18 protein-coding genes are annotated in these 21,833 nt (G+C 73.5%); 7 read left to right on the forward strand and 11 right to left on the reverse strand.

Going from position 1 to position 21,833, the window contains the following annotated elements:
* Window positions 1-42 precede the first annotated feature (42 nt).
* From ABZ564_RS19715 to ABZ564_RS19730, 4 genes are all read right to left on the reverse strand, one after another.
* Complete coding sequence (locus ABZ564_RS19715; protein ID WP_360857769.1) at window positions 43-1,569, reverse strand: hypothetical protein; 1,527 nt, start codon at window positions 1,567-1,569, stop codon at window positions 43-45.
* A gap of 113 nt (window positions 1,570-1,682) precedes the next feature.
* Entirely contained in the window at window positions 1,683-5,312 is a 3,630-nt protein-coding gene (locus ABZ564_RS19720; protein ID WP_360857772.1) for a hydantoinase B/oxoprolinase family protein, read from the reverse strand.
* A gap of 117 nt (window positions 5,313-5,429) precedes the next feature.
* Complete coding sequence (locus tag ABZ564_RS19725; protein ID WP_360857775.1) at window positions 5,430-6,851, reverse strand: HEAT repeat domain-containing protein; 1,422 nt, start codon at window positions 6,849-6,851, stop codon at window positions 5,430-5,432.
* Window positions 6,852-7,069: 218 nt separating this feature from the next.
* A complete protein-coding gene (locus ABZ564_RS19730) occupies window positions 7,070-7,462 on the reverse strand; it encodes an ankyrin repeat domain-containing protein (RefSeq protein WP_360857778.1) in 393 nt (130 codons plus the stop codon).
* Window positions 7,463-7,704: 242 nt separating this feature from the next.
* Here ABZ564_RS19730 and ABZ564_RS19735 point away from each other — a divergent pair, with 242 nt between their 5' ends.
* Together ABZ564_RS19735 and ABZ564_RS19740 are read left to right on the forward strand one after the other, a co-directional pair.
* Window positions 7,705-7,899, forward strand: coding sequence for a hypothetical protein (locus ABZ564_RS19735; RefSeq protein ID WP_018103962.1), 195 nt, complete (start codon window positions 7,705-7,707; stop codon window positions 7,897-7,899).
* A 44-nt stretch (window positions 7,900-7,943) separates the two neighbouring features.
* Window positions 7,944-9,533, forward strand: a complete 1,590-nt coding sequence (locus tag ABZ564_RS19740; protein ID WP_360857782.1) for a hypothetical protein — start codon at window positions 7,944-7,946, stop codon at window positions 9,531-9,533.
* A 91-nt stretch (window positions 9,534-9,624) separates the two neighbouring features.
* On the opposite strand, the gene ABZ564_RS19745 is transcribed toward ABZ564_RS19740, so the two are convergent.
* Entirely contained in the window at window positions 9,625-11,124 is a 1,500-nt protein-coding gene (locus ABZ564_RS19745) for a PLP-dependent aminotransferase family protein (protein ID WP_360857785.1), read from the reverse strand.
* A gap of 102 nt (window positions 11,125-11,226) precedes the next feature.
* Here ABZ564_RS19745 and ABZ564_RS19750 point away from each other — a divergent pair, with 102 nt between their 5' ends.
* The 4 genes from ABZ564_RS19750 (at window position 11,227) to ABZ564_RS19765 (ending at window position 14,732) form a co-directional block, all read left to right on the forward strand.
* Window positions 11,227-11,889 (forward strand): hypothetical protein, encoded by a 663-nt coding sequence (locus ABZ564_RS19750; RefSeq protein WP_360857788.1) that lies wholly within the window; start codon window positions 11,227-11,229, stop codon window positions 11,887-11,889.
* Complete coding sequence (locus ABZ564_RS19755) at window positions 11,886-12,650, forward strand: glycerophosphodiester phosphodiesterase (protein WP_360857791.1); 765 nt, start codon at window positions 11,886-11,888, stop codon at window positions 12,648-12,650. Before ABZ564_RS19750 ends, ABZ564_RS19755 begins: the two co-directional genes overlap by 4 nt.
* A gap of 50 nt (window positions 12,651-12,700) precedes the next feature.
* Window positions 12,701-14,083: an MFS transporter gene (locus tag ABZ564_RS19760; protein WP_360857794.1), complete on the forward strand. Its 1,383-nt coding sequence runs from the start codon at window positions 12,701-12,703 to the stop codon at window positions 14,081-14,083.
* Between the two features lie 274 nt (window positions 14,084-14,357).
* Window positions 14,358-14,732 (forward strand): RNA polymerase-binding protein RbpA, encoded by a 375-nt coding sequence (locus tag ABZ564_RS19765; protein ID WP_003959706.1) that lies wholly within the window; start codon window positions 14,358-14,360, stop codon window positions 14,730-14,732.
* A gap of 209 nt (window positions 14,733-14,941) precedes the next feature.
* On the opposite strand, the gene fxsA is transcribed toward ABZ564_RS19765, so the two are convergent.
* The 4 genes from fxsA to ABZ564_RS19785 form a co-directional block, all read right to left on the reverse strand.
* Window positions 14,942-15,520: an FxsA family membrane protein gene (gene fxsA / locus ABZ564_RS19770; protein WP_360857797.1), complete on the reverse strand. Its 579-nt coding sequence runs from the start codon at window positions 15,518-15,520 to the stop codon at window positions 14,942-14,944.
* Window positions 15,521-15,577: 57 nt separating this feature from the next.
* Window positions 15,578-16,345 carry a polyprenol monophosphomannose synthase gene (locus tag ABZ564_RS19775; RefSeq protein WP_360857800.1) on the reverse strand — a complete coding sequence of 256 codons (768 nt, stop codon included), beginning with the start codon at window positions 16,343-16,345 and terminating at the stop codon, window positions 15,578-15,580.
* Between the two features lie 527 nt (window positions 16,346-16,872).
* On the reverse strand, window positions 16,873-18,513 hold the full coding sequence (locus ABZ564_RS19780) for an amidohydrolase (protein ID WP_360857803.1): 1,641 nt from the start codon (window positions 18,511-18,513) through the stop codon (window positions 16,873-16,875).
* A gap of 89 nt (window positions 18,514-18,602) precedes the next feature.
* Window positions 18,603-19,043, reverse strand: coding sequence for an Lrp/AsnC family transcriptional regulator (locus ABZ564_RS19785; RefSeq protein ID WP_360857806.1), 441 nt, complete (start codon window positions 19,041-19,043; stop codon window positions 18,603-18,605).
* Window positions 19,044-19,245: 202 nt separating this feature from the next.
* On the opposite strand from ABZ564_RS19785, the gene ABZ564_RS19790 reads away from it, so the two are divergent.
* A complete protein-coding gene (locus ABZ564_RS19790; RefSeq protein ID WP_360857809.1) occupies window positions 19,246-19,632 on the forward strand; it encodes a hypothetical protein in 387 nt (128 codons plus the stop codon).
* Window positions 19,633-20,023: 391 nt separating this feature from the next.
* On the opposite strand, the gene ABZ564_RS19795 is transcribed toward ABZ564_RS19790, so the two are convergent.
* Window positions 20,024-21,196, reverse strand: coding sequence for an acyl-CoA dehydrogenase family protein (locus tag ABZ564_RS19795; RefSeq protein WP_360857812.1), 1,173 nt, complete (start codon window positions 21,194-21,196; stop codon window positions 20,024-20,026).
* 395 nt (window positions 21,197-21,591) lie between these two features.
* Window positions 21,592-21,741, reverse strand: coding sequence for an SCO1431 family membrane protein (locus tag ABZ564_RS19800; protein ID WP_360857815.1), 150 nt, complete (start codon window positions 21,739-21,741; stop codon window positions 21,592-21,594).
* Window positions 21,742-21,833 lie beyond the last annotated feature (92 nt).

The raw sequence follows: 21,833 nt of genomic DNA on the forward strand, positions 1-21,833 counted from the left end.
CCGTACGGAGAGGGCTGCCGCCGGCCGGGGAAGAGCGGGGCGTCACGGCGCCTCCGAGCGGGCCGCGGCCATGCCGGCGGCGTCGAGCAGGGCCGTGCCCACGATCAGGTCGGCGCCGCCGAACTCCTCGTCGTCGAGCGGGGTGCCGTCGTCGACGGAGAACAGCAGGCGGCGCTCGCCCTGGCGGTAGGCGGTACCGACCGGGGGGCTCGCGGCGTGCACCGCGAGCAGGGCGACCAGGTAGGGCAGATCGGGGTCGCGCCGGCGGGCGTCGGCCAGGAGGCCGGAGAGCCGGCGCGGCGCGTCGTGCTCCAGGTCGAGCAGTTCCATGGCGGCGGCCAGCTGCTCCTCGCTGAAGCGGCTGTCGTCCGGGGTGGCGATCAGGTCCGGCTCGGGCATCTCGGCGCCGAGGTGTTCGCGGGCCGGGGGCGGGCTGAGGAGCAGGTCGACCAGGTCGCCCACCCGCACGGAGACCGGGGTGCGCAGGCCCGTGCCGTGGGCGAAGAAGGCGTCGGTCGCGCGGCTCGCCTGCTCGACGGGGAGCGGCAGCAGGGGGCCGAGGAGCTGTCCGTAGAGGTCGAGGCCGGTGCGGGCGGCGGGTGCGGCGAAGGCCTGGCGGTCCTGCTCGGCCCGGAAGAGGGGGCCGGCCTCCAGCAGCCGGGACTGGAGCTGGGTGTGGCGGCGGATGCAGTCCTTGACGATGTCGACGAGTTCGGCGGCGCGGCGCTTGGGCTCGGGGTCCTCGGCCTCGTCGCGGGCCTTGCGGATGTTGGTGAGGATCGCGTTCTCGTGGCGGTAGCGGTCGGCTACGTGGTCCAGCGCCTCGGCGATCATGTCGGGCACCGCGTTGAGCCAGTCGACCGCGCGGACGTTGCGCCGGGTGGCGTCGAGCGTCTTGCGCAGCGTCTCCGCGTACTGCACGGTCCGGTAGCGGGCCTGCTCGGCGGCGAGCTGGGCGTCGGCCAGCCTGCCCCGGCTGATCAGGACCTCCAGCTTCACCTCGGCGGCGATCTGGGCGCTGGTGACGTCGGTGTCGAGGGCGCCGACCAGGACGTTGACCGCCTCGTCGGTGGCCCTCAGGTAGACGCTGCCGCCGTGCCCGGGGACCTCCTCGATCAGCTTGAAGTCGTAGTCGCGGCGGACGTAGACGCCGTCGGGGCCGAAGGTGCCGTAGACCGCGCGGAATCCGCGGTCCACGCTGCCGACGTTGATCAGGTTCTCCAGGACCCAGCGGGCGACCCGTTCGTGCTCGGCGGCGGGGCGGGCGGGGGCCTGGGCGGCGATGCGCGGGAGGAGCCTGGTCACTATCTGGTCGTGATCCGCGCCGGTGTCGAAGTCCATGTTGAGCGTGACGTGGTCGATCGCCGCGAGGGCGACCTCGGCCATCGCGTAGCCGCTGTACTCACCGGCGAGGTTCGCCTTGCGCACGTCCAGATCGTGCAGCGGCGCCGTGCAGGCGAGCGCGCGCAGCCGACGCGACAGCCCCTCGTCGGCGGCCGGGCCCGGTGCGGGCCGCGGCCCCGCGCTGAGCTGGGGCGCAGCGTTGTCCGTGTAGGCAGGCGAAGTCACGGTGCACAGATTAGGTCCTCACACCGACAACGGTCGAAACGGCGCAGAAGGGCCGCTCCCGGCGCCCCGGTCACGCGCGGCGCGCGCCCGCCTCCCGCCCGCCCGTCCGGGGCTCAGCCGTGCCCGTCCCCCTCGCTCGGCTTCCCGTAGCCTCCGCCCCCAGGGGTGCGCAGCACCAGCACGTCGCCCGCGCCGGCGTCCGCGCTGTCGCAGCCCTCCAGCTCGGTGCGGCCGCCGTCGGCGCGTTCGATGTGCTGGCTGCCGAGCGCGCCGGGTTCGCCGCCCGCCATGCCGTACGGGGGCACGCGGCGGTGTCCGGTGAGCAGGGCCAGGGTGACCGGTTCGAGGAAGCGGATGCGGCGCTCCACCCCGCAGCCGCCGCGGTGGCGGCCCGCTCCCCCGCTGCCCTCGCGCACCCGGAAGCTCTCCAGCAGGACCGGGTAGCGCCACTCCAGGATCTCGGGGTCGGTGAGGCGGGAGTTGGTCATGTGGGTCTGGACGGCGTCGGTGCCGTCGAAATCCTCGCCCGCGCCGGAGCCGCTGGCCACGGTCTCGTAGTACTGCACCCGGTCGTTGCCGAAGGTGAGGTTGTTCATGGTGCCGGACCCCTCGGCCTGGACGCCCAGGGCCGCGTACAGGGCGCCGGTGACGGCCTGCGAGGTCTCGACGTTGCCGGCGACCGTGGCGGCGGGCGGGACGGGCGCGAGCATCGAGCCCTCCGGGACCCTGATCTCCAGCGGGGTGAGGCAGCCGCTGTTGAGCGGGATGTCGTCGGCGACCAGGGTGCGGAAGACGTACAGCACGGCGGCCATGACCACGGATTTCGGGGCGTTGAAGTTGCCCGGCTGCTGCGGTGAGGTGCCGGTGAAGTCGATGACCGCGCTGCGGGCCTCGCGGTCGACGGTGAGGGTCACCTCGATCACGGCACCGTTGTCCGTCTCGTAGCGGTAGTGGCCGTCGTACAGCCCGGCGATGATGCGGCGCACCGACTCCTCGGCGTTGTCCTGCACGTGGCCCATGTAGGCCTCGACGACCTCGGTCCCGAACTGGTCGGTCATGGCGCGCAGTTCGGCGATGCCCTTCTCGTTGGCGGCGATCTGGGCGCGCAGATCGGCGAGGTTCGTCTCGGGGTCGCGGGAGGGGTACGGGGCGGTGGTGAGGAGTTCGCGGGTGGCGTCCTCGCGGAAGGTGCCGTCCCGTACCAGAAGCCAGTTGTCGAAGAGGACGCCCTCCTCGTCGACGGTCCGGCTGAAGGCGGGCATGGAGCCGGGGGTGATGCCGCCGATCTCGGCGTGGTGGCCGCGCGAGGCCACCAGGAACTTCAGCACCGGTTCCTCACCGCTCTCGTCGAAGACCGGCGTCACGACGGTGACATCGGGCAGGTGGGTGCCGCCGTGGTACGGGTCGTTGATGGCGTGGACGTCACCGGGGCGCATGGTGCCGGCGTTGCGGTGCAGGACCTCCTTGATGGACTCCCCCATGGAGCCGAGGTGTACCGGGATGTGGGGTGCGTTGGCGATGAGGTTGCCGTGCGCGTCGAACAGCGCGCAGGAGAAGTCGAGGCGCTCCTTGATGTTGACGGAGCGGGCGGTGTTCTCCAGGGTCACGCCCATCTGCTCGGCGATGGACATGAAGAGGTTGTTGAAGACCTCCAGCATCACCGGGTCGACCCGGGTGCCGACGGCCTGCCGGGCCGGGCGCGGGCGGGCGCGGGTGAGGACGAGGTGCCCGCCGGCGGCGAGTTCGGCCTGCCAGCCGGGGTCGACGACGGTGGTGGCGTCGGCCTCCGCGACGACGGCGGGCCCCATGACCGTGTCGGTGACCCGGAGGTCGGCCCTGCGGTGGAGCGGGGCCTCCCGCCACCGGCCGTCGGCGAACATCCGCACGGTGTCGTACGGGCGCGGGGTGGTGGGGGCGCCCTCGTCGCGCCCGGCCGGCCGGAGCTCCGCGTGGCCGCCGGCGGTCCCGGTGGCCTCGACGGAGACGGTCTCCACGACGAGCCGGCGGTCGGCCGTGAAGCCGTAGCGGGCGCGGTGCTCCCGGGTGAACGCCCCGGTCATGGCATCGGCCGTGTCCAGGGCGACGGGCAGGCTCGCGTCGGTGCCCTCGTAGCGCAGCAGCACCCGGGCGCGGGTGGAGACGGCGTGAGGGGGCACGCCGTCGGCGCGCAGGTCGGCGCTCGTACGGGCGGCGAGCTCGTCGCACAGCTCCCGTACGCGGTTCTCGGCCTCGGCGTCCAGGACGGCCTCGAAGGACTGCTCGCGCATCGCGGTGGCGTCGGCGAGACCGATGCCGTACGCGGACAGCACACCGGCCAGCGGCGGCACGAGGACGGTGTCGATGCCGAGGGCGTCGGCGACGGCGCAGACGGCCTGGCCGCCGGCCCCGCCGAAGCCGGTGAGGGCGTAGCGGGTGATGTCGTGCCCGCGCTGCACGGAGATCTTCTTGACCGCGCCGGCCATGGAGAGGACCGCGATCTCCAGGAAGCCGGCCGCGGTCTCGGCCGCCGTCCGCTTGGTGCCGGTGGCCCGGGCGACCTCCTCGGCCAGTTCCTCGAAGCGCTCGCGCACGATGTCCGCGTCGAGGGGCCGGTCGCCGTCGGGGCCGAAGACGGCGGGGAAGTGCGCCGGGTGGATGCGGCCCAGCATGACCTGGGCGTCGGTGACGGTCAGCGGCCCGCCCCGGCGGTAGCAGGCGGGGCCGGGCACCGCCCCCGCGGAGTCGGGGCCGACCCGGTAGCGCCGGCCGTCGAAGTGCAGGACCGAGCCGCCGCCGGCCGCGACGGTGTGGATGTTCATCATGGGGACGCGCATCCGCGCGCCCGCGACCTCGGCGCCCAGTTCGCGTTCGAATTCGCCCGCGTAGTGCGAGACGTCGGTGGAGGTGCCGCCCATGTCGAAGCCGATGACCCGGTCGTGGCCGGCCTGCGCGGAGGTGCGGACCATGCCGACCACCCCGCCGGCCGGCCCGGAGAGCACCGCGTCCTTGCCCCGGAAGTGGGCGGCCTCGCGCAGGCCTCCGTTGGACTGCATGAACATCAGCCGGATCCCGGGCAGTTCGGCGGCGACCGAGTCGACGTACCGGCGCAGGATCGGTGAGAGGTAGGCGTCGACGACGGTGGTGTCGCCGCGCGGGACGAGCTTGATCAGCGGGCTGACCTCGTGGGAGCAGCTGATCTGGGTGAACCCGGCGGTCCTGGCCTCGGCGGCGACCGCCTGCTCGTGGGCGGGGTGGCGGTAGCCGTGCATCAGGACGACGGCCGCGCTGCTCAGCCCGTCGGCGCGGGCCTCGCGGAGCCGGGCGGCGACGGCCTCCCGGTCCAGCGGGGTGAGGGTGCGGCCGTGGGCGTCGATGCGCTCGGGAACCTCGATGACCCGGTCGTACACGGCTTCCGGGAGCAGGATGCGGCGGTCGAAGAGGCGGGGGCGGTTCTGGTACGCGATGCGCAGGGCGTCCCGGAATCCTTCGGTGACGACCAGGACGGTCGGTTCGCCGCGCCGCTCCAGCAGGGCGTTGGTGGCGACGGTGGTGCCCATCTTCACTGCGGCGACCCGGTCGGCGGGGACCGGCTCGTCGGGTCCGAGCCCCAGCATCAGCCGGATTCCGGCGACGGCGGCGTCCCGGTAGCGGTCCGGGTCGTGGGAGAGGAGCTTGCGGGTGACGAGCTGCCCGTCGGGGCGCCGTCCCACCACATCGGTGAAGGTGCCGCCACGGTCGATCCAGAACTCCCAGCGCCCGGTCATGCCCCCATACTGGCCCGCCGCCCGGTGATCACGGAACAGGGCGGGGAGCGGCGCGCCCCCGACGCGCTGCGCTCCCAGGGCCTTGCGCGGCCCTCGTAGGGGACGGTGTCCGGCGGTTCAGACCGCCGGGGCGTCCGGGCCGATCCTGCTGCGTACCGCCGACTGGACCTCGGCCTCCTCGGCGGGGTCGGCGGCCAGCCGGCGCAGCCGTTCGGCCACGCGCAGGTCGCCGGTCTCGGCGTGGAGTGCGGCGACCTCGCGGGTCGTCTCCTCGCAGTCCCACAGGCACTCGACGGCGAATCCGGTGGCGAAGGACGGGTCGGTGGCGGCCAGGGCTCGGGCGGTCCGGCCGCGCAGCTGGGAGGAGGACGTCTCCCGGTAGATGTGGCGCAGTACGGGGGCGGCGCAGGCGATGCCCAGCCGGCCGGCGCCGTCGACCAGCGCCCACAGCCGGGGCGCGTCCGGTCCGTCGCCGCGTACGGCGTCGCGCAGGGCGCCGAGCACCGCGGGGGCGTCCTGCGGACCGCCGCGTCCGGCCAGCACGCCGGCCGCCGATGCGCCGAGGGCGTCGGGCCTGCGGGCCCAGCGGCGGGCGCGCTCCACGGCGTCCTCGCCGCACATGCGCTCGAAGGCGGCGACGGCCGCGTCGGCGACGGGGCCCCGGGGTTCGGCTGCGGCGGTCTCGATGAGGTCGAGCACGACGGGGTCGCGCACCTCGGCGGCCAGATAGTGGAGGGCCGCGCAGCGGGCGGCGTCGGGTCCGCTGCGGGCGGCCTCGACGATCTCGGGCCGGTCCTCGGGGCCGGCGACGGCGGCGAGGCAGCGGGCGGCCGGTACGTGCAGGGTGCTGCCGCGCTCCATTCCCTGCCGCGCCCAGTCGAAGACCGCCTGGACGCTCCAGCCGGGCCGCGGGCCGCCGGGGCGCATCTGGCGCTGCCAGCGGTCGAAGGAGCCCTGCTCGGAGGCGGCCCGGACGCGGGCGCCGACCGTCTCGCGCGGGTCGTCGGCCCACAGGCGCCAGGGGCGGGGCTCGTAGGCGTCCCGGACGGTGGCGGCCAGTCCGGCGCGGCCCTCGGGGTCGTCGGGGAAACGGGCGAGCACGGGTTCGGCGAGGGAGCGCAGGCCCGCGTCGTCGTCGCGCAGGGCCAGCTCGTCGAGGGCCCAGGCCCAGTTGGAGCCGGTCGCGGCGTAGCGTCGCAGCAGGGTGAGGGCGTCGCCGCGTCCGTAGGAGGCGAGGTGACCGAGGACGGACAGGGCGAGGCCGGTCCGTGAGTCGTCCGTGTCGAGGTGGTCCTCGGGGTCGGACAGGTGCCGCTCGATCTCCTCGACACCGCCGTCGAGGTCGAGGTAGAGGCGTGCGTAGTACAGGGAGCGGTTCTCCACCTGCCAGTCGTGGCGGGGGTCGCTCAGGACGCAGTGGTTGAGAGCCGCCAGGGCCTCGGAGCGCGGTGCGGCGAGCGCGTGGAGCGTGCCGTCGCCGCGGCCCCTCTGCAGCAGGCCGAGCAGGGTGCCGCTCGGCGCTATGAACGGATCGAACATGGGGAAAGCCTCACATCAAGCTGTCGACGCAACCGGGACTGTGCAGTTCCATGTGCCGGGCAGGCACTAGGCCGCGCAGCAACATGATCGGCCGACCGCCGTCTTCTGCCTGGTGCAGACCATCTTCCCTGCCTCTCGTCGGGTGGCCCGGATCGGGCCCGCGACGTCATGATGACCCAGCCATTTCGCCACCGCGACCACATTTACGGCGAACCCGTTCAGCGGGCGCCGAAGAGTTCCAGCAGGTCGTCCTTGCCGAACATGCGTGCGGTGTCCACCGCGGAGGGCGTTCCGGAGGCCGGATCGGCACCCGCGTCGAGGAGGGCGCGGACCACCGCTTCCTCACCCTTGAAGACCGCTCCGGCGAGCGGGGTCTGGCCCCGGTCGTTCGCCCGGTCCGGGTCGGCGCCGCGGGCGGCGAGGGCCGTGACCGCGGGGGCGTGCCCGTGGTAGGCGGCGAGCATCAGCAGCGAGTCACCCCGCTCGTTGGTGAGGTCGGCGGGCACACCGGCGTCCACGTAGGCGGCAAGGGTGTCGGTGTCGCCGCCGCGCGCCAGGTCGAACACCCTGGACGCCAGCTCCACCACCTCGGGATCGGGGGTTTCGCTCATCGGGTACCGCCTTCCTTGACCGTTCGCGGCGCCGTCGGCGGCCGGGACGTGCACGGCGGGGGCCGTGCGAGTGAACCGACAGGGTACTGCCCCTACGGGCGCGTGCCCCGGTCCGGGCTTCGCGTCCGCCGATCGAGTGGATAATCACCCTTTTCACCCGATTGCGCCTTTTATCTCACGGATACTTGGGGTGAGCCTGGAAGGACTCATGGTGACTGTCCCCCCGACCAGGAGAACCACTCATGATCCTTTCCATGTCAGGCGTCGTCATCCTCGGCATCATCGTCTTCCTGTTCTTCAGGAAGGACGGCCTCAAGGCATCGCACGCCCTCGTGACCGCGCTGTTCGGCTTCTACCTGGCCGGCACCGCCATCGCACCGAGCATCACCGCGGGCGGAGCGAGCCTGGCCGGGCTCCTGGGCGGGATCAAGTTCTGACCCTCCGCCCCCGCACCGGCCTTCAGGAGACACAGGAGACAGACGTGGCCCGGCGACCACTCCCCCGCATTCTGAGCAGCGGCAGCGCTTCGATCACCCGCAGTCGGGAGATCGCGCGCACGGCCGCCGACAGCGCCACCGACGTGCTCCATCCACTGATCACGCTCACGCGTGGTCTGCGGGTGCTGGCCGTCACAGGACGGCACAAGTGGGCCGCGACGCCCAAGGACCGGCGTGGCTCCGCGCTGTTCCTCGTCGCGGCCTGCGTACTCGTGGTCGCGCTCATCCCGTACGGGCCGCTGCTGGCCCTCGTCGCGGTGATGGGCGCCGCCGCATGGAAGGGACGGGACCGCACCCCCGTCAAGACCGGCCCCGACGAGGCGGAGACCGCTCGTCTGCGGGCCCTGTACGAGGCGCTCGTGCCGTACTTCTCCACGGCCGAGGACCCCAGCCCGCTGTTCAGCCACGGCGGCGAGTGGGAGAAGGCCTTCAGCGGCTACGAGTTCGACGGCGACGGCCGCGTCTCCCGGCTCCAGGTCTCGTATCCCGCGTACTTCACCGACAGCGAGCCCGGGTCCCGGGCCCGGATCGAGCAGCTGCTGCACGCCAAGTCGGGCCGCGGCCGGGAGTACCACTTCGACTGGGACGAGGAGGGCAACCGGCTCGTGATGAGCGTGCTCGCCGCCCTGCCCACCTCCCTCACCGCCCAGCGCTTCGTCACCGCCCCCGGGGAGACCGTCCTCGGCTTCACGGACGACGACGCCGTGCAGCGCACGCTCCCCGTGAACGACGGCACCGGCACCCGGGACGCCCCCGGCGTCGTCTGGCGCACCGGGGCCCGCTCCACCGAACCGCACCTGCTCGTCGCGGGGCAGCCCGGCAGCGGCACCACCGCACTGCTGCGGTCCATCGCCCTCCAGGCGCTCCAGTACGGCGACATCCTGATCGTCGAGGGCAGCGGCACCGGCGAGTACGCCTGCTTCACCGGGCGCGAAGGCGTCCTGGCCGTCGAGTGCGGGCCGGTCGGCGCCCTGTCGACCCTGGAGTGGGCGGCCAACGAGACGGAACGCCGGCTGATCGAGGCGAACCGCGCCCGGCAGGCCGGCGACCCCGTCCCCGAGGACCTCACGCGCCCGCTGTGGATTCTGCTGGACCGCCCGAGCGCGCTCGCCCGGCCGGCCGCCGACGGGACGCCCGGCGCGCAGGAACTGCTCCAGATGCCGCTGCGGCACGGCCGGGCCGCCAACGTCGTCGTGGTGCTGGCCGAGGCGTTCGACCACCTCGACGGCCTCGGCGAGACCGTCAGGACCCACACCCGGGCCCGGGTGGTACTCGGCCGCTGCTCCGCCGAGCAGATCGAGTCGGTGCTCGGCACCGCCCCGCACACCACCCCGCCGCCGGACGTCCCGCCCGGCCGCGGCTACGCCCGGTTCGGCGCGGGACCGGTCCTGCGCATCCAGGTCCCGGCCACGCCCGACCCGTACGACGACGCCACCAGCGAGGCGCAGCGCGCGGCGGTGCTGAGCCTGCTGCCCGAGCGGCGCACGGCGGTCGAGGCGGGCGTGCCGGAACCGGTGATGGCGGAGACCGCGGCCGGGCCCGCCGGGGTGGAGGCCGTGGCCGTCGGCGACTGACGCGGGGAAGCGGCGGAGGAGGGCCCGGCAGTGCGCCGGGCCCTCCTCCGCCGTTCCTGGGCTGCCCCGGGGGCACAGCCCCTCTCGTCGCTCAGGCCACGAACGTGCGCGGTGCCTCCATGCCCGCCCCGGCGCCCGCGCCGACCAGGCGGGCGGCCTGGGCGAGACGCTGGGCCGCCTCGTCCGCCAACGGCCCGCCGACCGTGAACGGCAGCCGTACGTAGCCCTCGAAGGCCCCGTCGACCCCGAACCGGGGCCCGGACGGCACGCGCACCCCGACCCCTTCCCCGGCCACCGCGAGCCGCGAGCCGGAGAGGCCGCCGGTGCGCACCCAGAGCGTCAGCCCGCCGGCCGGCACGGAGAACTCCCACTCCGGCAGCTCCCGGCGCACGGCGGCGACGAGCGCGTCGCGGTTGCCGCGGGCCTGTTCCCGGCGCAGCCGCACGGCGTCCTGCCAGCCGCCGGTGCGCATCAGCCAGTTGACCGCCAGCTGCTCGAGGACCGGGGTGCCCATGTCGGCGTACGCGCGGGCGGCGACCAGGCTGCGGATCACGTCGGGCGCGGCCCGTACCCAGCCGATCCGCATGCCCGCCCAGAACGCCTTGCTCGCCGAACCCACGGTCAGGACCGTGCTGCCGGCCGGGTCGAACGCGCAGACCGGGCGCGGCATCGCCACGTCCTCGTCGAGGTGCAGCTCCCGCATCGTCTCGTCGACGACCAGGACCGTGCCGGCCGAGCGCGCGGCGTCCACCAGTGCCCGGCGGCGGTCCTCGTCGGCCAGCGCGCCGGTGGGGTTGTGGAAGTCGGCGACGACGTAGCCGAGGCGGGGGGCGGCGTCCCAAAGGACCTGGCGCCACCGGTTCAGGTCCCATCCGCCGAGCCCCTCCTCCATGGCCACCGGCACCAGCCGGGCACCCGCCTCGCGCATCAGCTGGAGGATGTTGGCGTAGCTCGGGGACTCCACCGCGATCCGCTCCCCGCGGCCGGCGAAGAGGTGGCAGATGGCGTCGATCGCACCCATCGCGCCGGTGGTGACCATGATCTGCTCGGGCATGGTCGGGATGCCGTCGGCGGTGTACCGGTCGGCGATCATCTGCCGCAGGGCGGGCAGCCCGGCGGGGTAGTCGCCGTGGGTGTGCGCGTACGGCGGCAGCTCCTCCAGGGCGCCCTGGACGGCCCGGGTCAGCCAGGGCTCGGGGGCCGGCAGCGAGGCGCAGCCCAGGTCGATCATGGAGCCCAGGGCCTCGGGCGGCAGCGGTTCCAGGCCGCGGGCGGGCAGCGGGTTGCCCGCCGGGACCGATGTCCAGCTGCCGGCGCCGCGCCGGGACTCCAGGAAGCCCTCGGCCCGCAGCGCCTCGTAGGCGGCGGCGACCGTGGTGCGGCTGACGGCGAGGGCGGCGGCCAGTTCGCGTTCGGCCGGGAGCCGGGCGGCGACCGCGACCCGGCCCTCCAGGACGAGCAGCCGGATGCCGTCGGCGAGGGCGCGGTAGGCGGGCGGGCGGCGGCTGCCGGGGACCGTCGGCCGCCGCTGCTGGGCCTGGAGCTGCCGGGCCAGCTGAGACGCCCCGACCGCCGAAGTCCACTGCGCCATGAAAATCAGTCCACCTTCCTCGGATTGGCCATGGTTGGGGGCCAATCACCTGCCACAGAGTGACACGGAGCAGTCCAACACCACCACACCAGGGGGCACCTCTTGTCCAAGACCCTCGCCCCGCAGGGGGCACACCTCACCCGACGGCTGGTCCAGCTGTACGCGGGGCTCGCGCTGTACGGGGCGAGTTCGGCCCTGCTGGTCGTGGCCGGCCTCGGTCTTGAGCCGTGGGGCGTGCTGCACCAGGGGCTCGCGGAGCGGACCGGGATCAGCATCGGCGTGGTCTCGATCGTCATCGGCGCGATCGTGCTGCTGCTGTGGATTCCACTGCGGCAGCGGCCGGGCCTGGGCACGGTCTCGAATGTGTTCGCCGTGGGGCTGGCGATGGACGGCACGCTCGCCCTCGTCCCCGACGCGCACGGGCTGGTGGCGCGGGCCGGGGTGATGGCGGCGGGGATCGTCCTCAACGGGGTGGCGACGGGCCTCTACATCAGTGCCCGGTTCGGCCCCGGCCCCCGGGACGGGCTGATGACCGGGCTGCACCGGCGGACCGGCAGGTCGATCCGGCTGGTGCGCACGGCGATCGAGGTCGCCGTCGTGGTCACCGGCTTCGCGCTCGGCGGTTCCCTCGGCGTCGGCACGGTCCTCTACGCGCTGGCGATCGGCCCGCTCGCCCAGCTCTTCCTGCGCGTCTTCGCGATCCCGGAGGACGGGGCCGCCTCGGCCGGGGCCGTCGCGCCCCGGCAGTCCATACTGCGGCGGTGACTTCCGAACGCCACCCCTATCTGGACCATCCCGCTCCGCTCGCGTTCGCCCACCGGGGCGGCGCGGCGGACGGCATCGAGAACACGGCGGCCGCCTTCCGCCGCGCCGCCGGCGCCGGGTACCGCTACTTCGAGACCGATGTGCACGCCTCGGCGGACGGCCGGCTGGTGGCCTTCCACGACGCCACGCTGGACCGGGTGACGGACGCCCGGGGCCGTCTCGCGGAGCTGCCGTGGAGCGAGATACGCCGGGCCCGGGTCGCCGGGCGGGAGCCGCTGCCGCTGTTCGAGGAACTGCTGGAGGCGTTCCCCGGGGCCCGGTGGAACGTGGACGTCAAGGCGGAGGCCGCCCTGGAGCCGCTGGTGGGGCTGATCCGCTCGGCGGACGCCTGGGACCGGGTGTGCGTGGGCTCGTTCTCCGAGGCCCGGGTCGCCAGGGCGCACCGGCTGGCCGGCCCGCGCCTGGCCACCTCGTACGGTGTGCGCGGCGTCCTCGGGCTGCGGCTGCGCTCGTACGGCATCCCGGCGGCGCTGCGGGCCGGGGCGGTGTGCGCGCAGGTGCCGGAGAGCCGGAGCGGCGTCCGGATCGTCGACCGGCGCTTCGTGCGCGAGGCCCATGCGCGGGGACTGCAGGTGCACGTGTGGACGGTGAACGAACCGGAGCGGATGGCCGCTCTCCTGGACCTCGGTGTGGATGGCATCATGACCGATCACATCGAGACGCTGCGCACGGTGCTGAGCGAGCGGGGGGCCTGGGTCTGACCCGCCGCCGGCCGGGTGGCGTCTTCACGGGGAGATCTCCAGGGGGCACCATGACGGCCGAGACCGCAGACACCGCCGAGCCGGCCGACGGCGCGACCGGCCCCGGCGGCCCGGGCGAACGGCGCAGGGAGCAACGCGGCTGGTACTTCTACGACTTCGCGTGCTCCGTCTACTCGACGAGCGTCCTCACGGTCTTCCTCGGCCCGTATCTGACCTCGGTCGCGAAGGCGGCGGCGGACCCCGACGGCTTCGTCCACCCGCTCGGCGTCCCGGTCCGCGCCGGGTCGCTGTTCGCGTACGCGGTCTCCGCCTCGCTCGTCCTGGCGATCGTGCTGATGCCCGTGGTGGGCGCGGCGGCCGACCGTACGGGACGCAAGAAGCCGCTCCTCGCGGCGGCGGCGTACACCGGCGCCGCCGCGACGACCGCGATGTTCTTCCTGGACGGCCACCGCTATCTGCTCGGCGCCTTCCTGCTCATCGTGGCGAACGCCGCGACAGCGGTGGCGATGATGCTGTACAACGCCTACCTGCCGCAGATCGCGGAGCCGGACGAGCGCGACGACGTCTCCTCCCGGGGCTGGGCGTTCGGCTACACCTCCGGGGCGCTGGTCCTCGTCCTCAACCTGATCCTGTACTCGGGCCACGACTCCTTCGGCCTCTCCGAGTCCGAGGCGGTACGGATCTGCCTGGCGGCGGCGGGCGTGTGGTGGGGCGTCTTCACCGTCATCCCGTTGCGCCGGCTGCGCGACCGCGCGGCGGCGACGGCCCGCCGGGACGCCGTGGGTGCGGGAGGCTCGGGGTGGCGGCAGCTGCGGGCCACGCTGGCGGACATGCGGCGCCATCCGCTGACCCTGTCCTTCCTGCTCGCCTACCTCGTCTACAACGACGGCGTGCAGACCGTGATCTCGCAGGCGTCGGTGTACGGCTCCGAGGAGCTGGGCCTCGGCCAGTCGACGCTGATCACAGCGGTGCTGCTGGTGCAGGTACTGGCGGTCGCCGGGGCGCTCGCGATGGGGCGGACGGCACGGGTGTACGGCGCGAAGCGCACGATCCTGGCCTCCCTGGCCGTGTGGACGCTGATCCTGGTCGCCGGATACTTCCTGCCGGCCGGCTCGCCGGTCTTCTTCTATGTGCTGGCGGCGGCGATCGGGCTGGTGCTCGGCGGCAGCCAGGCACTGTCGCGTTCGCTGTTCTCGCACCTGGTGCCGCGCGGCAAGGAGGCCGAGTACTTCTCGGCGTACGAGATGAGCGACCGGGGACTGAGCTGGCTGGGGCCCCTGGTGTTCGGTCTCGCCTACCAGCTGACCGGGAGCTACCGGGACGCGATCATCTCGTTGGTGGTCTTCTTCGTCGTCGGTTCGGTGCTGCTCGCGCGGGTACCGGTCAGGCGTGCGGTGGCGGCGGCCGGGAACCCCGTGCCCGAGCGGATTTAGACGTTGAAGTAAAAGGCCGGTAGTGTACGCCTTTGGCCTGCCCCGGGTGACCGTTGCCGCGAGTGGAAGTCGCCGAACGTTGGGTGACAACTTCCGTCAAAGGTGACAAACCGGGTATGGGCGGGTACTTGAACCCTCGGAAACCTGAAAAATCAGCGGTACGACGGGCGACGCATGACCGGCAACGGGAATCTTTGCCGCCGACCGGACGTTGACCGATTGACGACGACAGCGACACCTGTCCTGTGGGCGACAAGCCCGGGAGGCACGATTCATGAGTGAGCGAGCTCTCCGCGGCACGCGACTCGTGGTTACCAGCTACGAGACGGACCGCGGCATCGATCTGGCCCCGCGCCAGGCGGTGGAGTACGCATGCCAGAACGGTCATCGATTCGAGATGCCGTTCTCGGTAGAGGCGGAAATTCCGCCGGAGTGGGAGTGCAAGGCGTGTGGCGCCCAGGCACTCCTGGTGGACGGGGACGGCCCCGAGGAGAAGAAGGGCAAGCCTGCGCGTACGCACTGGGACATGCTCATGGAGCGGCGCACACGCGAGGAGCTGGAGGAAGTGCTGGCCGAGCGGCTGGCGGTCCTGCGCTCCGGGGCGATGAATATCGCTGTGCATCCTCGGGACAGCAGGAAGTCTGCTTGACCGGGTAGCACGGCACCGAGACAGAGCCGCGGGCCTCGACACATTTGCGTGTCGGGGCCCGCGGCTTTTCCTTGCGGGCTCCCCGGGCCTCGGGCCCGTCCGGGTTTTCCTTGCGGGCTCCCAGGGGCTCGGGCCCGTCCGGGGGCGTCCACAGACGGGCCTCGGTCGCCGGACGGGCTTGAGCGGGCGGCCGGCCCCGGACCGGCGGCCTACGGCGTCAGCGGCGGGCGGGGGTTCTCGTCCCGGCGGGGCGGCTCGTCGCGGATCACCTCGCCCTGGACCACCTTGCCGTCCGGGCGGTGGATGCGGGCCTGCCGGAAGGCGTCCGAGAAGCCGCCGGGGGCCGCCGTACGCATGCGCCGGTCCAGCGAGCGCTCCGCGTACCCGCTGAGTGCCGTGCGGACCGGCGGCACCAGGAGCAGGAGCCCGGCCACGTCCGAGATCAGGCCGGGGATCATGATCAGCAGTCCGCCGAGCATCAGGAAGCCGTTGCCCCGGCCGCTCTCGGGAGCTGCGGGCGAGGAGCCGTCCGCGCCCGGCTGCCCCGGCGTCCGCTGGAGCGTCTCCGTGAGATTGCGGAACGCGCGACGGCCGGCCCGCTTGATCACCGCGGCGCCGAGGACGATCCCGGCGGCCAGCAGGATCACGACGGTCAGCCCGCCCGCGACGTCCGCCACCAGCATCAGCAGCCAGATCTCCAGCACCGCCCAGGCGGCGACGGCGAGGGGTGCGAAGGTCCGGGCGCGCGAGCGCCTGCGGGCGGTCGGGGGCGGTGTGCCGGTCGTCATGCCCCCAGTGTGCCTGGCCACGCGTCCGTACGCCGTAAGGGGGTGAGACCGGCCGGCTCAGGTCGTACGGCGGCCGAGCACCCGGTTCGTCCGGGTGGTGACGCCCCAGGCCGTCACCCGCCACAGCGCCTCGACCAGGATGTCCCGGCTCATCTTGGAGTCGCCGACCTCGCGGTCCACGAAGGTGATCGGCACCTCGACCACGTGGAAGCCGGCCTCGACCGCCCGGCGGGCCAGGTCGACCTGGAAGCAGTAGCCCTGCGAGGCGACCTCGTCCAGGCCGATGCCCTTGAGGGTCTCGGTGCGGAAGGCCCGGTAACCGCCGGTGACGTCCCGGGTCCGCAGCCCCAGCATGAGCCGGGAGTAGGTGCTGCCGCCGCGCGAGATGAACTCGCGGGACTTGGGCCAGTTCACCACCCGGCCACCGGGCACCCAGCGGGAGCCGAGGACCAGGTCCGCGCCCTTGAGCGCGGTGAGCAGCCGGGGCAGTTCCTCGGGCTGGTGCGAGCCGTCGGCGTCCATCTCCACGAGGACGCCGTACTCGTGCTCCATGCCCCACCGGAAGCCGGCGAGGTAGGCCGCGCCGAGCCCCTCCTTGCCCTTGCGGTGCAGCACGTGGACGTGGTCGTCGGCGGCGGCCAGCTCGTCGGCGAGCTTGCCCGTGCCGTCGGGGCTGTTGTCGTCGGCGACCAGGATGTGGGCGTCCGGCACGGCGGTACGCACCCGGCTCACGATCGGCTTGATGTTCTCGGCCTCGTCGTAGGTCGGGATGATCACCAAGACACTGCCGAGCGGGCCGAATTGCCGCTGACCGCCGTCGTTCACTTACTGCCCCTCACGTCCGTACGCAGATGCACACCATATCGACCGCGGCGGCGCGGAATGCCGACCCGGTCGGGGTGGCGCGGGGGCCGCGGCGGACAGAAGAGCGGAATCGGGGACAGAAGTGCGGATCGGGGCCCGGTGTCCTTCGGGCCGACCTGGGACCCGCTGGCTGCGGGTCGACCTAGAGCCGTTGTCTACTGAACGTCCGGGCCCCACCCGGGTCGCACCCTCCGTCCGGCTGAAACCTTCCCTCGCCCCCGAGGCGCGGGCGCTGAACCTGGCTGTCAGTGGTGGTGCGCCGGTGCGGCACACCACCCCGTGACCCAGCGGCGTTCGACGACTGCGTGGAGGTTTCACCGGTCGGACGTCCTGTGGTGGACTCGGCCGAACCTACCGGCCGATGGCCGCATTCTGTCAATAGCGGCCTGACCTGCGCTCATTACCGAAATCGCCTGGTCAGTCCCGAAGATCCCCAGGTAGCGGAAGAGCCGGCCGGCCTTCGATCGGCGGAGCGGCGCACCCGCACGTCACTCGTTCGGCCTTACGTAGACCGTTTGTCCGAGAACAACCGTGCGCAGGCACACCGGGAGGTCGGCGCCGGGGCTGAGGTCGGGCAGCCCCGGCGTCCCGGAGCGGGGGTCGGTCGACCACCGCGCGACCCGGTCGTCCGGGGCCTGGACCACCAGCTCGTCGGTGCGCCAGACCGCGTAGTCCGCCGGGGCGCCGGGTACCAGGGTCCCCGCGTCGTCCCGCCCCACGGCCCGCCAGCCGCCCCGGGTGTGCGCCGTGAAGGCCGCCCGTACGGAGACACGGTGCGCGAGCGTCCGGTGGAAGGCGGCGGCCCGTACGGTCCCCCACGGGTCGAGCGGGGTCACCGGGCTGTCCGAGCCGAAGGCGAGGGGCACACCGGCCCGCAGGAGCGCGGCGTAGGGGTTGAGGGTGGCGGCCCGCCCGGAGCCGAGGCGCTGGGCGTACATGCCCTCCTCGCCGCCCCACGCGGCGTCGAAGGCGGGCTGGACCGAGGCGGTCAGGCCCAGCTCCGCGAAGGCGGCGATGGTCTCGGGGGTCAGCATCTCCGCGTGCTCGACGCGGTGCCGGGCGGCGCGCACCCGGCCCAGGCCCACCTTCCCGGCCGCGGCCCTGACACCCTCCACGACCGCCGAGAGGGCCGCGTCGCCGATGGCGTGGAAGCCCGCCTGGAGCCCGGCCTCGGTACAGGCGGCGACGTGGGCCGCGATCCGGCCGGCGTCCAGGTGGGCGGTGCCGGTGTGCGGGGCGTCGGCGTACGGCTCGTGCAGGCAGGCGGTGTGCGAGCCGAGCGAACCGTCCACGAAGAGATCGCCCGCCGCGCCGACGGCGCCGAGCTCGCGGATGCGCCGGGCGTCCTTCTCGTCGGCCACCTCCTCGGCCCAGTAGCCGAAGACCCGGGGGCCCGGCTGCTCGGCGGCGAGCTTCAGCAGCCCGGTGAAGTCCTCCTCGTCGGAGATGTCGGGCCCGCCGCACTCATGGACCGTGCCGATGCCCAGGGACGCGGCGTGGCGCAGCGCGGCCCGCTGGGCCTCGGCGCGCTGGGCGGGCGAGACGGCACTGTGGGCGGCCGCGCGCACCGCGTGGTGGGCGGCGCCGGTCAGCGGGCCTTCGGGGTGGTATCCGGCCATCGCGGTGACGCCGGGGACGAGGTCGAGCAGGGCGGTGGTGACGGCCGCCGAGTGCACGTCGATCCGGGGCAGGTAGACGGGCCGCCCGGCCGCCGCCTCGTCGAGCTCCGCGCGCGAGGGCGGGCGGCCCTCGGGCCAGCGCGTGGCGTCCCAGCCGTGACCGAGGACGACCCGGTCGGCGGGATGCGCGGCGACGTGGGCGCGGACGAGGGCGAGGGCGTCGCCCAGGGTGCGGGCGCCGGAGAGGTCGAGTCCGGTGAGGGCCAGTCCGGTCGAGGTGGTGTGGACGTGGGCGTCGGTGAAGGCGGGGGTGACCAGAGCCCCTCGAAGGTCGATCACCTCGTCGACGCCGCTCGCGAAGGCGTCGGCGGCTCCCTCGGAGCCCACCCAGGCGACATGGCCGCGTTCGACCACCATGGCGGTGGCGAAGGGGTCGGCGGGGCTGTGGACGTCTCCACCGCGCAGCAGCACGGTGCGGTGTTCGCTCTGGGGGGCGGTGCTCTCGGTCATGGGGACCAGTCTCCCGCCTGCCGGAACGTGCCCGGTGCGCACCCCCTGGCTGGAGGGGGTCCGCCGAATCGCCCAGGGCGCGTCCGGCACTAGATCCGCGGCGGGCGCGCCTCGTACGGGGTCGACAGGACCACGGTGGTGCGGGTGGAGACGCCGGCGAGGGAGCGGATGCGCGTCAGCAGGTTCTCCAGCTCCAGCGGGGTCGCCACGCGCACCTTGAGGATGTAGTTCTCGTCGCCGGCGACGCTGTGGCACGCCTCCAGCTCGGGGACGCCGGCGAGCCGTTCGGCGATGTCGTCGGGGGCGCTCGGGTCGAAGGGCTTGACCGAGATGAACGCGGTCAGCGGCAGACCGACCGCCTCGGGGTCGACGACGGCGGCATAGCCCCGGATCACCCCGCGCTGCTCCAGCCTGCGGACGCGCTGATGAACCGCCGAGGTGGACAGGCCGGTGGCCTTGCCCAGGTCGGTGTAGCTCATCCGCCCGTCCTTGACGAGCAACTCCACGATGTGACGGTCCAGCTCCTCCATATGGATCAATCTATGGCCATGAGTCGCTCTCGGCACAGCCGCCCAGCCCCTGGGACGGCACCTGCGCCGGGCATGTGACCAACACCACAGGTTTACGCGCCAGTAGTCGGACACGGAACGATTACGGCCGATCAGTGGCGGGAAGTGCTTGCTGTGGCCGAGGCCACAGCGTCATGCCGGCCCATCCGAGGGGGGATTTCCCATGCCAAGCCTGAAGCTCACCGAACGTACCGAACCGGAGCCCGTTGATCCGTTCGACGACGCCGCTCCCGACGCGTACGACACCTTCGAGATGCACCGGGTCGTCTGCCCGGACTGCGCGCAGCCCATCGCGCTCCTGGCGGACGAGGACGTGCTCCCGGAGCACGCGCTGTGCCCGTCCCCGTGGAACCCGTTCGTGCTCACCGTGTGCCCCGGCACAGGACGTGCCGCCGGGACGCGGCCCGCTGAGGCGGACGGCCCGCAGGAGCAGGAGACCGCACTGCTGCTGACGCTTCCGCAGGGGCTCGACTGGCGGACGCAGCCCTTCTCGCACGCCGGCGGTGCGGGTTCCCGCCCGATCCGGGTGCCCCGGCGCGAGGCCGCCTGAGCCTCCCCTCCCGAACGTGCGGCCGGGGTGCGCGAGCGGCCCGGCAGCCGGGGAGAACAGGGCGAACATTCGCCCGAATCGAACAGCCGGTGACCCCGCAGCGCCCTGTGGCGTTGGCCCGGTATGACCCTGCTGCACTCCACGGGCGGCCCCGGTCGCCGCCGTCTCGCCGCTCCGGCCCCCGAAGAGGAAGAATCGGTTCCGCAGCCCGGTTCCGTACCGGCGTCGCAGTCCGAACCGCCCCGCTCGGCGCCGCACTCGGCCGATCCGCCGATCTACCGGGCGCTGCTGCGGCACTGGGAGAGCGCCGGCCGGACGCTGCCGGGCCGCCATGACCAGGACTGGAACCGGATCATGACGACGCCCGTGTGGTCGGAGCGGCCGCTGCGGGTCAGCGGGACTCGGGGCCCGCGAGGTGGCGGGCGATGACCATCCGCTGAATCTGGTTGGTGCCCTCGACGATCTGGAGCACCTTGGCCTCGCGCATGAGGCGTTCGACGGGGAAGTCCTGCGTGTAGCCGTACCCGCCGAGCACCTGGACCGCGTCGACGGTCACCTGCATCGCGGCGTCCGTGCAGAAGAGCTTGGCCATGGCGGCCTGGCGCGAGAAGGGGCGGCCGGCGTCCCGCAGCCGGGCGGCCTCCAGGTAGAGCGCGCGGCCGGCCTCGATCCGGGTGGCCATGTCGGCCAGCATGAACCGCAGCCCCTGGAAGTCCGCGATGGGCCGGCCGAACTGCTTGCGGCCGGTGGCGTAGCCGAGGGCCTCGTTCAGCGCGGCCTGGGCCACGCCGATGGCGCAGGCGGCGATGCCGAGCCGGCCGGAGTCGAGGGCGGACAGGGCGATCGCGAAGCCCTGACCCTCGTCGCCGAGCCGCCGGGCGTCGGGGACGCGCACGCCGTCGAAGTGGAGTTGGGCGGTGGGCGAGCCCTTCATGCCCATCTTCTTCTCGGGGACGGCCGCACTCAGCCCGGCGGCGTCACCGGGGACGAGGAAGGCGGTGATGCCCCGGGGGCCCTCGACGCCGGTGCGGGCCAGCACGGTGTAGAAGTCGGCGATGCCGCCGTGTGTGATCCACGCCTTGGTGCCGGTGACGACCCAGTCGTCGCCGTCCCGCACGGCCTTGGTGCGCAGCGAGGCGGCGTCGGAGCCGGAGGCGGGCTCGGAGAGGCAGTAGGCGCCGAGCAGGCCGCCGGAGAGCATCGCCGGGAGGTGTTCGGTCCGCTGTTCCTTGGTGCCGTAGCCGGCGAGCGCGTGGCAGGCCAGGGAGTGGACGCTGACGCCGAGGCCGATGGTGAGCCGGGCGGCGCTGAGCTCTTCGAGTACCTGGAGGTAGACCTCGTACGGCTGGTCGCCGCCGCCGTGTTCGGAGTCGTAGGGCAGGCCGAGCAGACCGGACTCGGAGAGCAGGGTGAAGACCTCGCGGGGGAAGCGGCCCGCTTCCTCCTCCTCGGCCGCCCGCGGCGCGATCTCCCGCTGGGCGATGTCGCGGACGAGGTCGATGAGCTGGCTGGACTCCTCGGTGGGCAGTCGGCGTTCGACCCACTGCGGGGCACGGTCGGACATGACGGCGCTCTCCTCCCTGTCGGGCGTTGCGGCGGTCGCGCGCGCGGGGTGTGAACGGCGCCGCCGGGGGGATCTCCGGGCGATGCCCGAAATCACTTCTGCCCAGCCGATGTTGCCCTCCCGGATTACGAGAGGCGCAGGCAGGCGGCTGTGGCGGGTCGAGTATGCCCGATCGGACGGCATCCGTCACCGGTTGACCGAACATACGGATCAACGGAGTTCGGAAGCCGCGGAGATCGACGGGATTGGTACGAACCATCGACCCGACCGGTCCGGTCCGTCCGTGGTTCCCGGCGGACTGTTTTTATGCGTTCATGCCAAATCCATACGCGCGCCGGAGACGCCGAGGGGCGGGGAGCCGCTCGGGCTCCCCGCCCCTGTCGCGTGCGTACGGCTCAGAGCAGGCCGAGCTGGGTGACGAGCATGGCGACGACGACCACGAGGGTCCAGCCCAGAACGTGCTCCAGCAGCTCGGGGCCGTCGTCGGGTCCGCCGGTGCGGGCGCGGCGGCGGGCAGCGGTGAGGGGGGCGGCAGTCGCGGTCATGGCATCTCGTTCGGTCGGCCGGCAGGAGGAGCGCCCAGCTCCCGGCCGGGCTCCGACCACAGTGCCAGTCCGGCGGGCCCGGGGGTAGAGAT

The sequence above is a fragment of the Streptomyces sp. NPDC019224 genome (assembly GCF_040632605.1).
Lineage (GTDB): Bacteria > Actinomycetota > Actinomycetes > Streptomycetales > Streptomycetaceae > Streptomyces.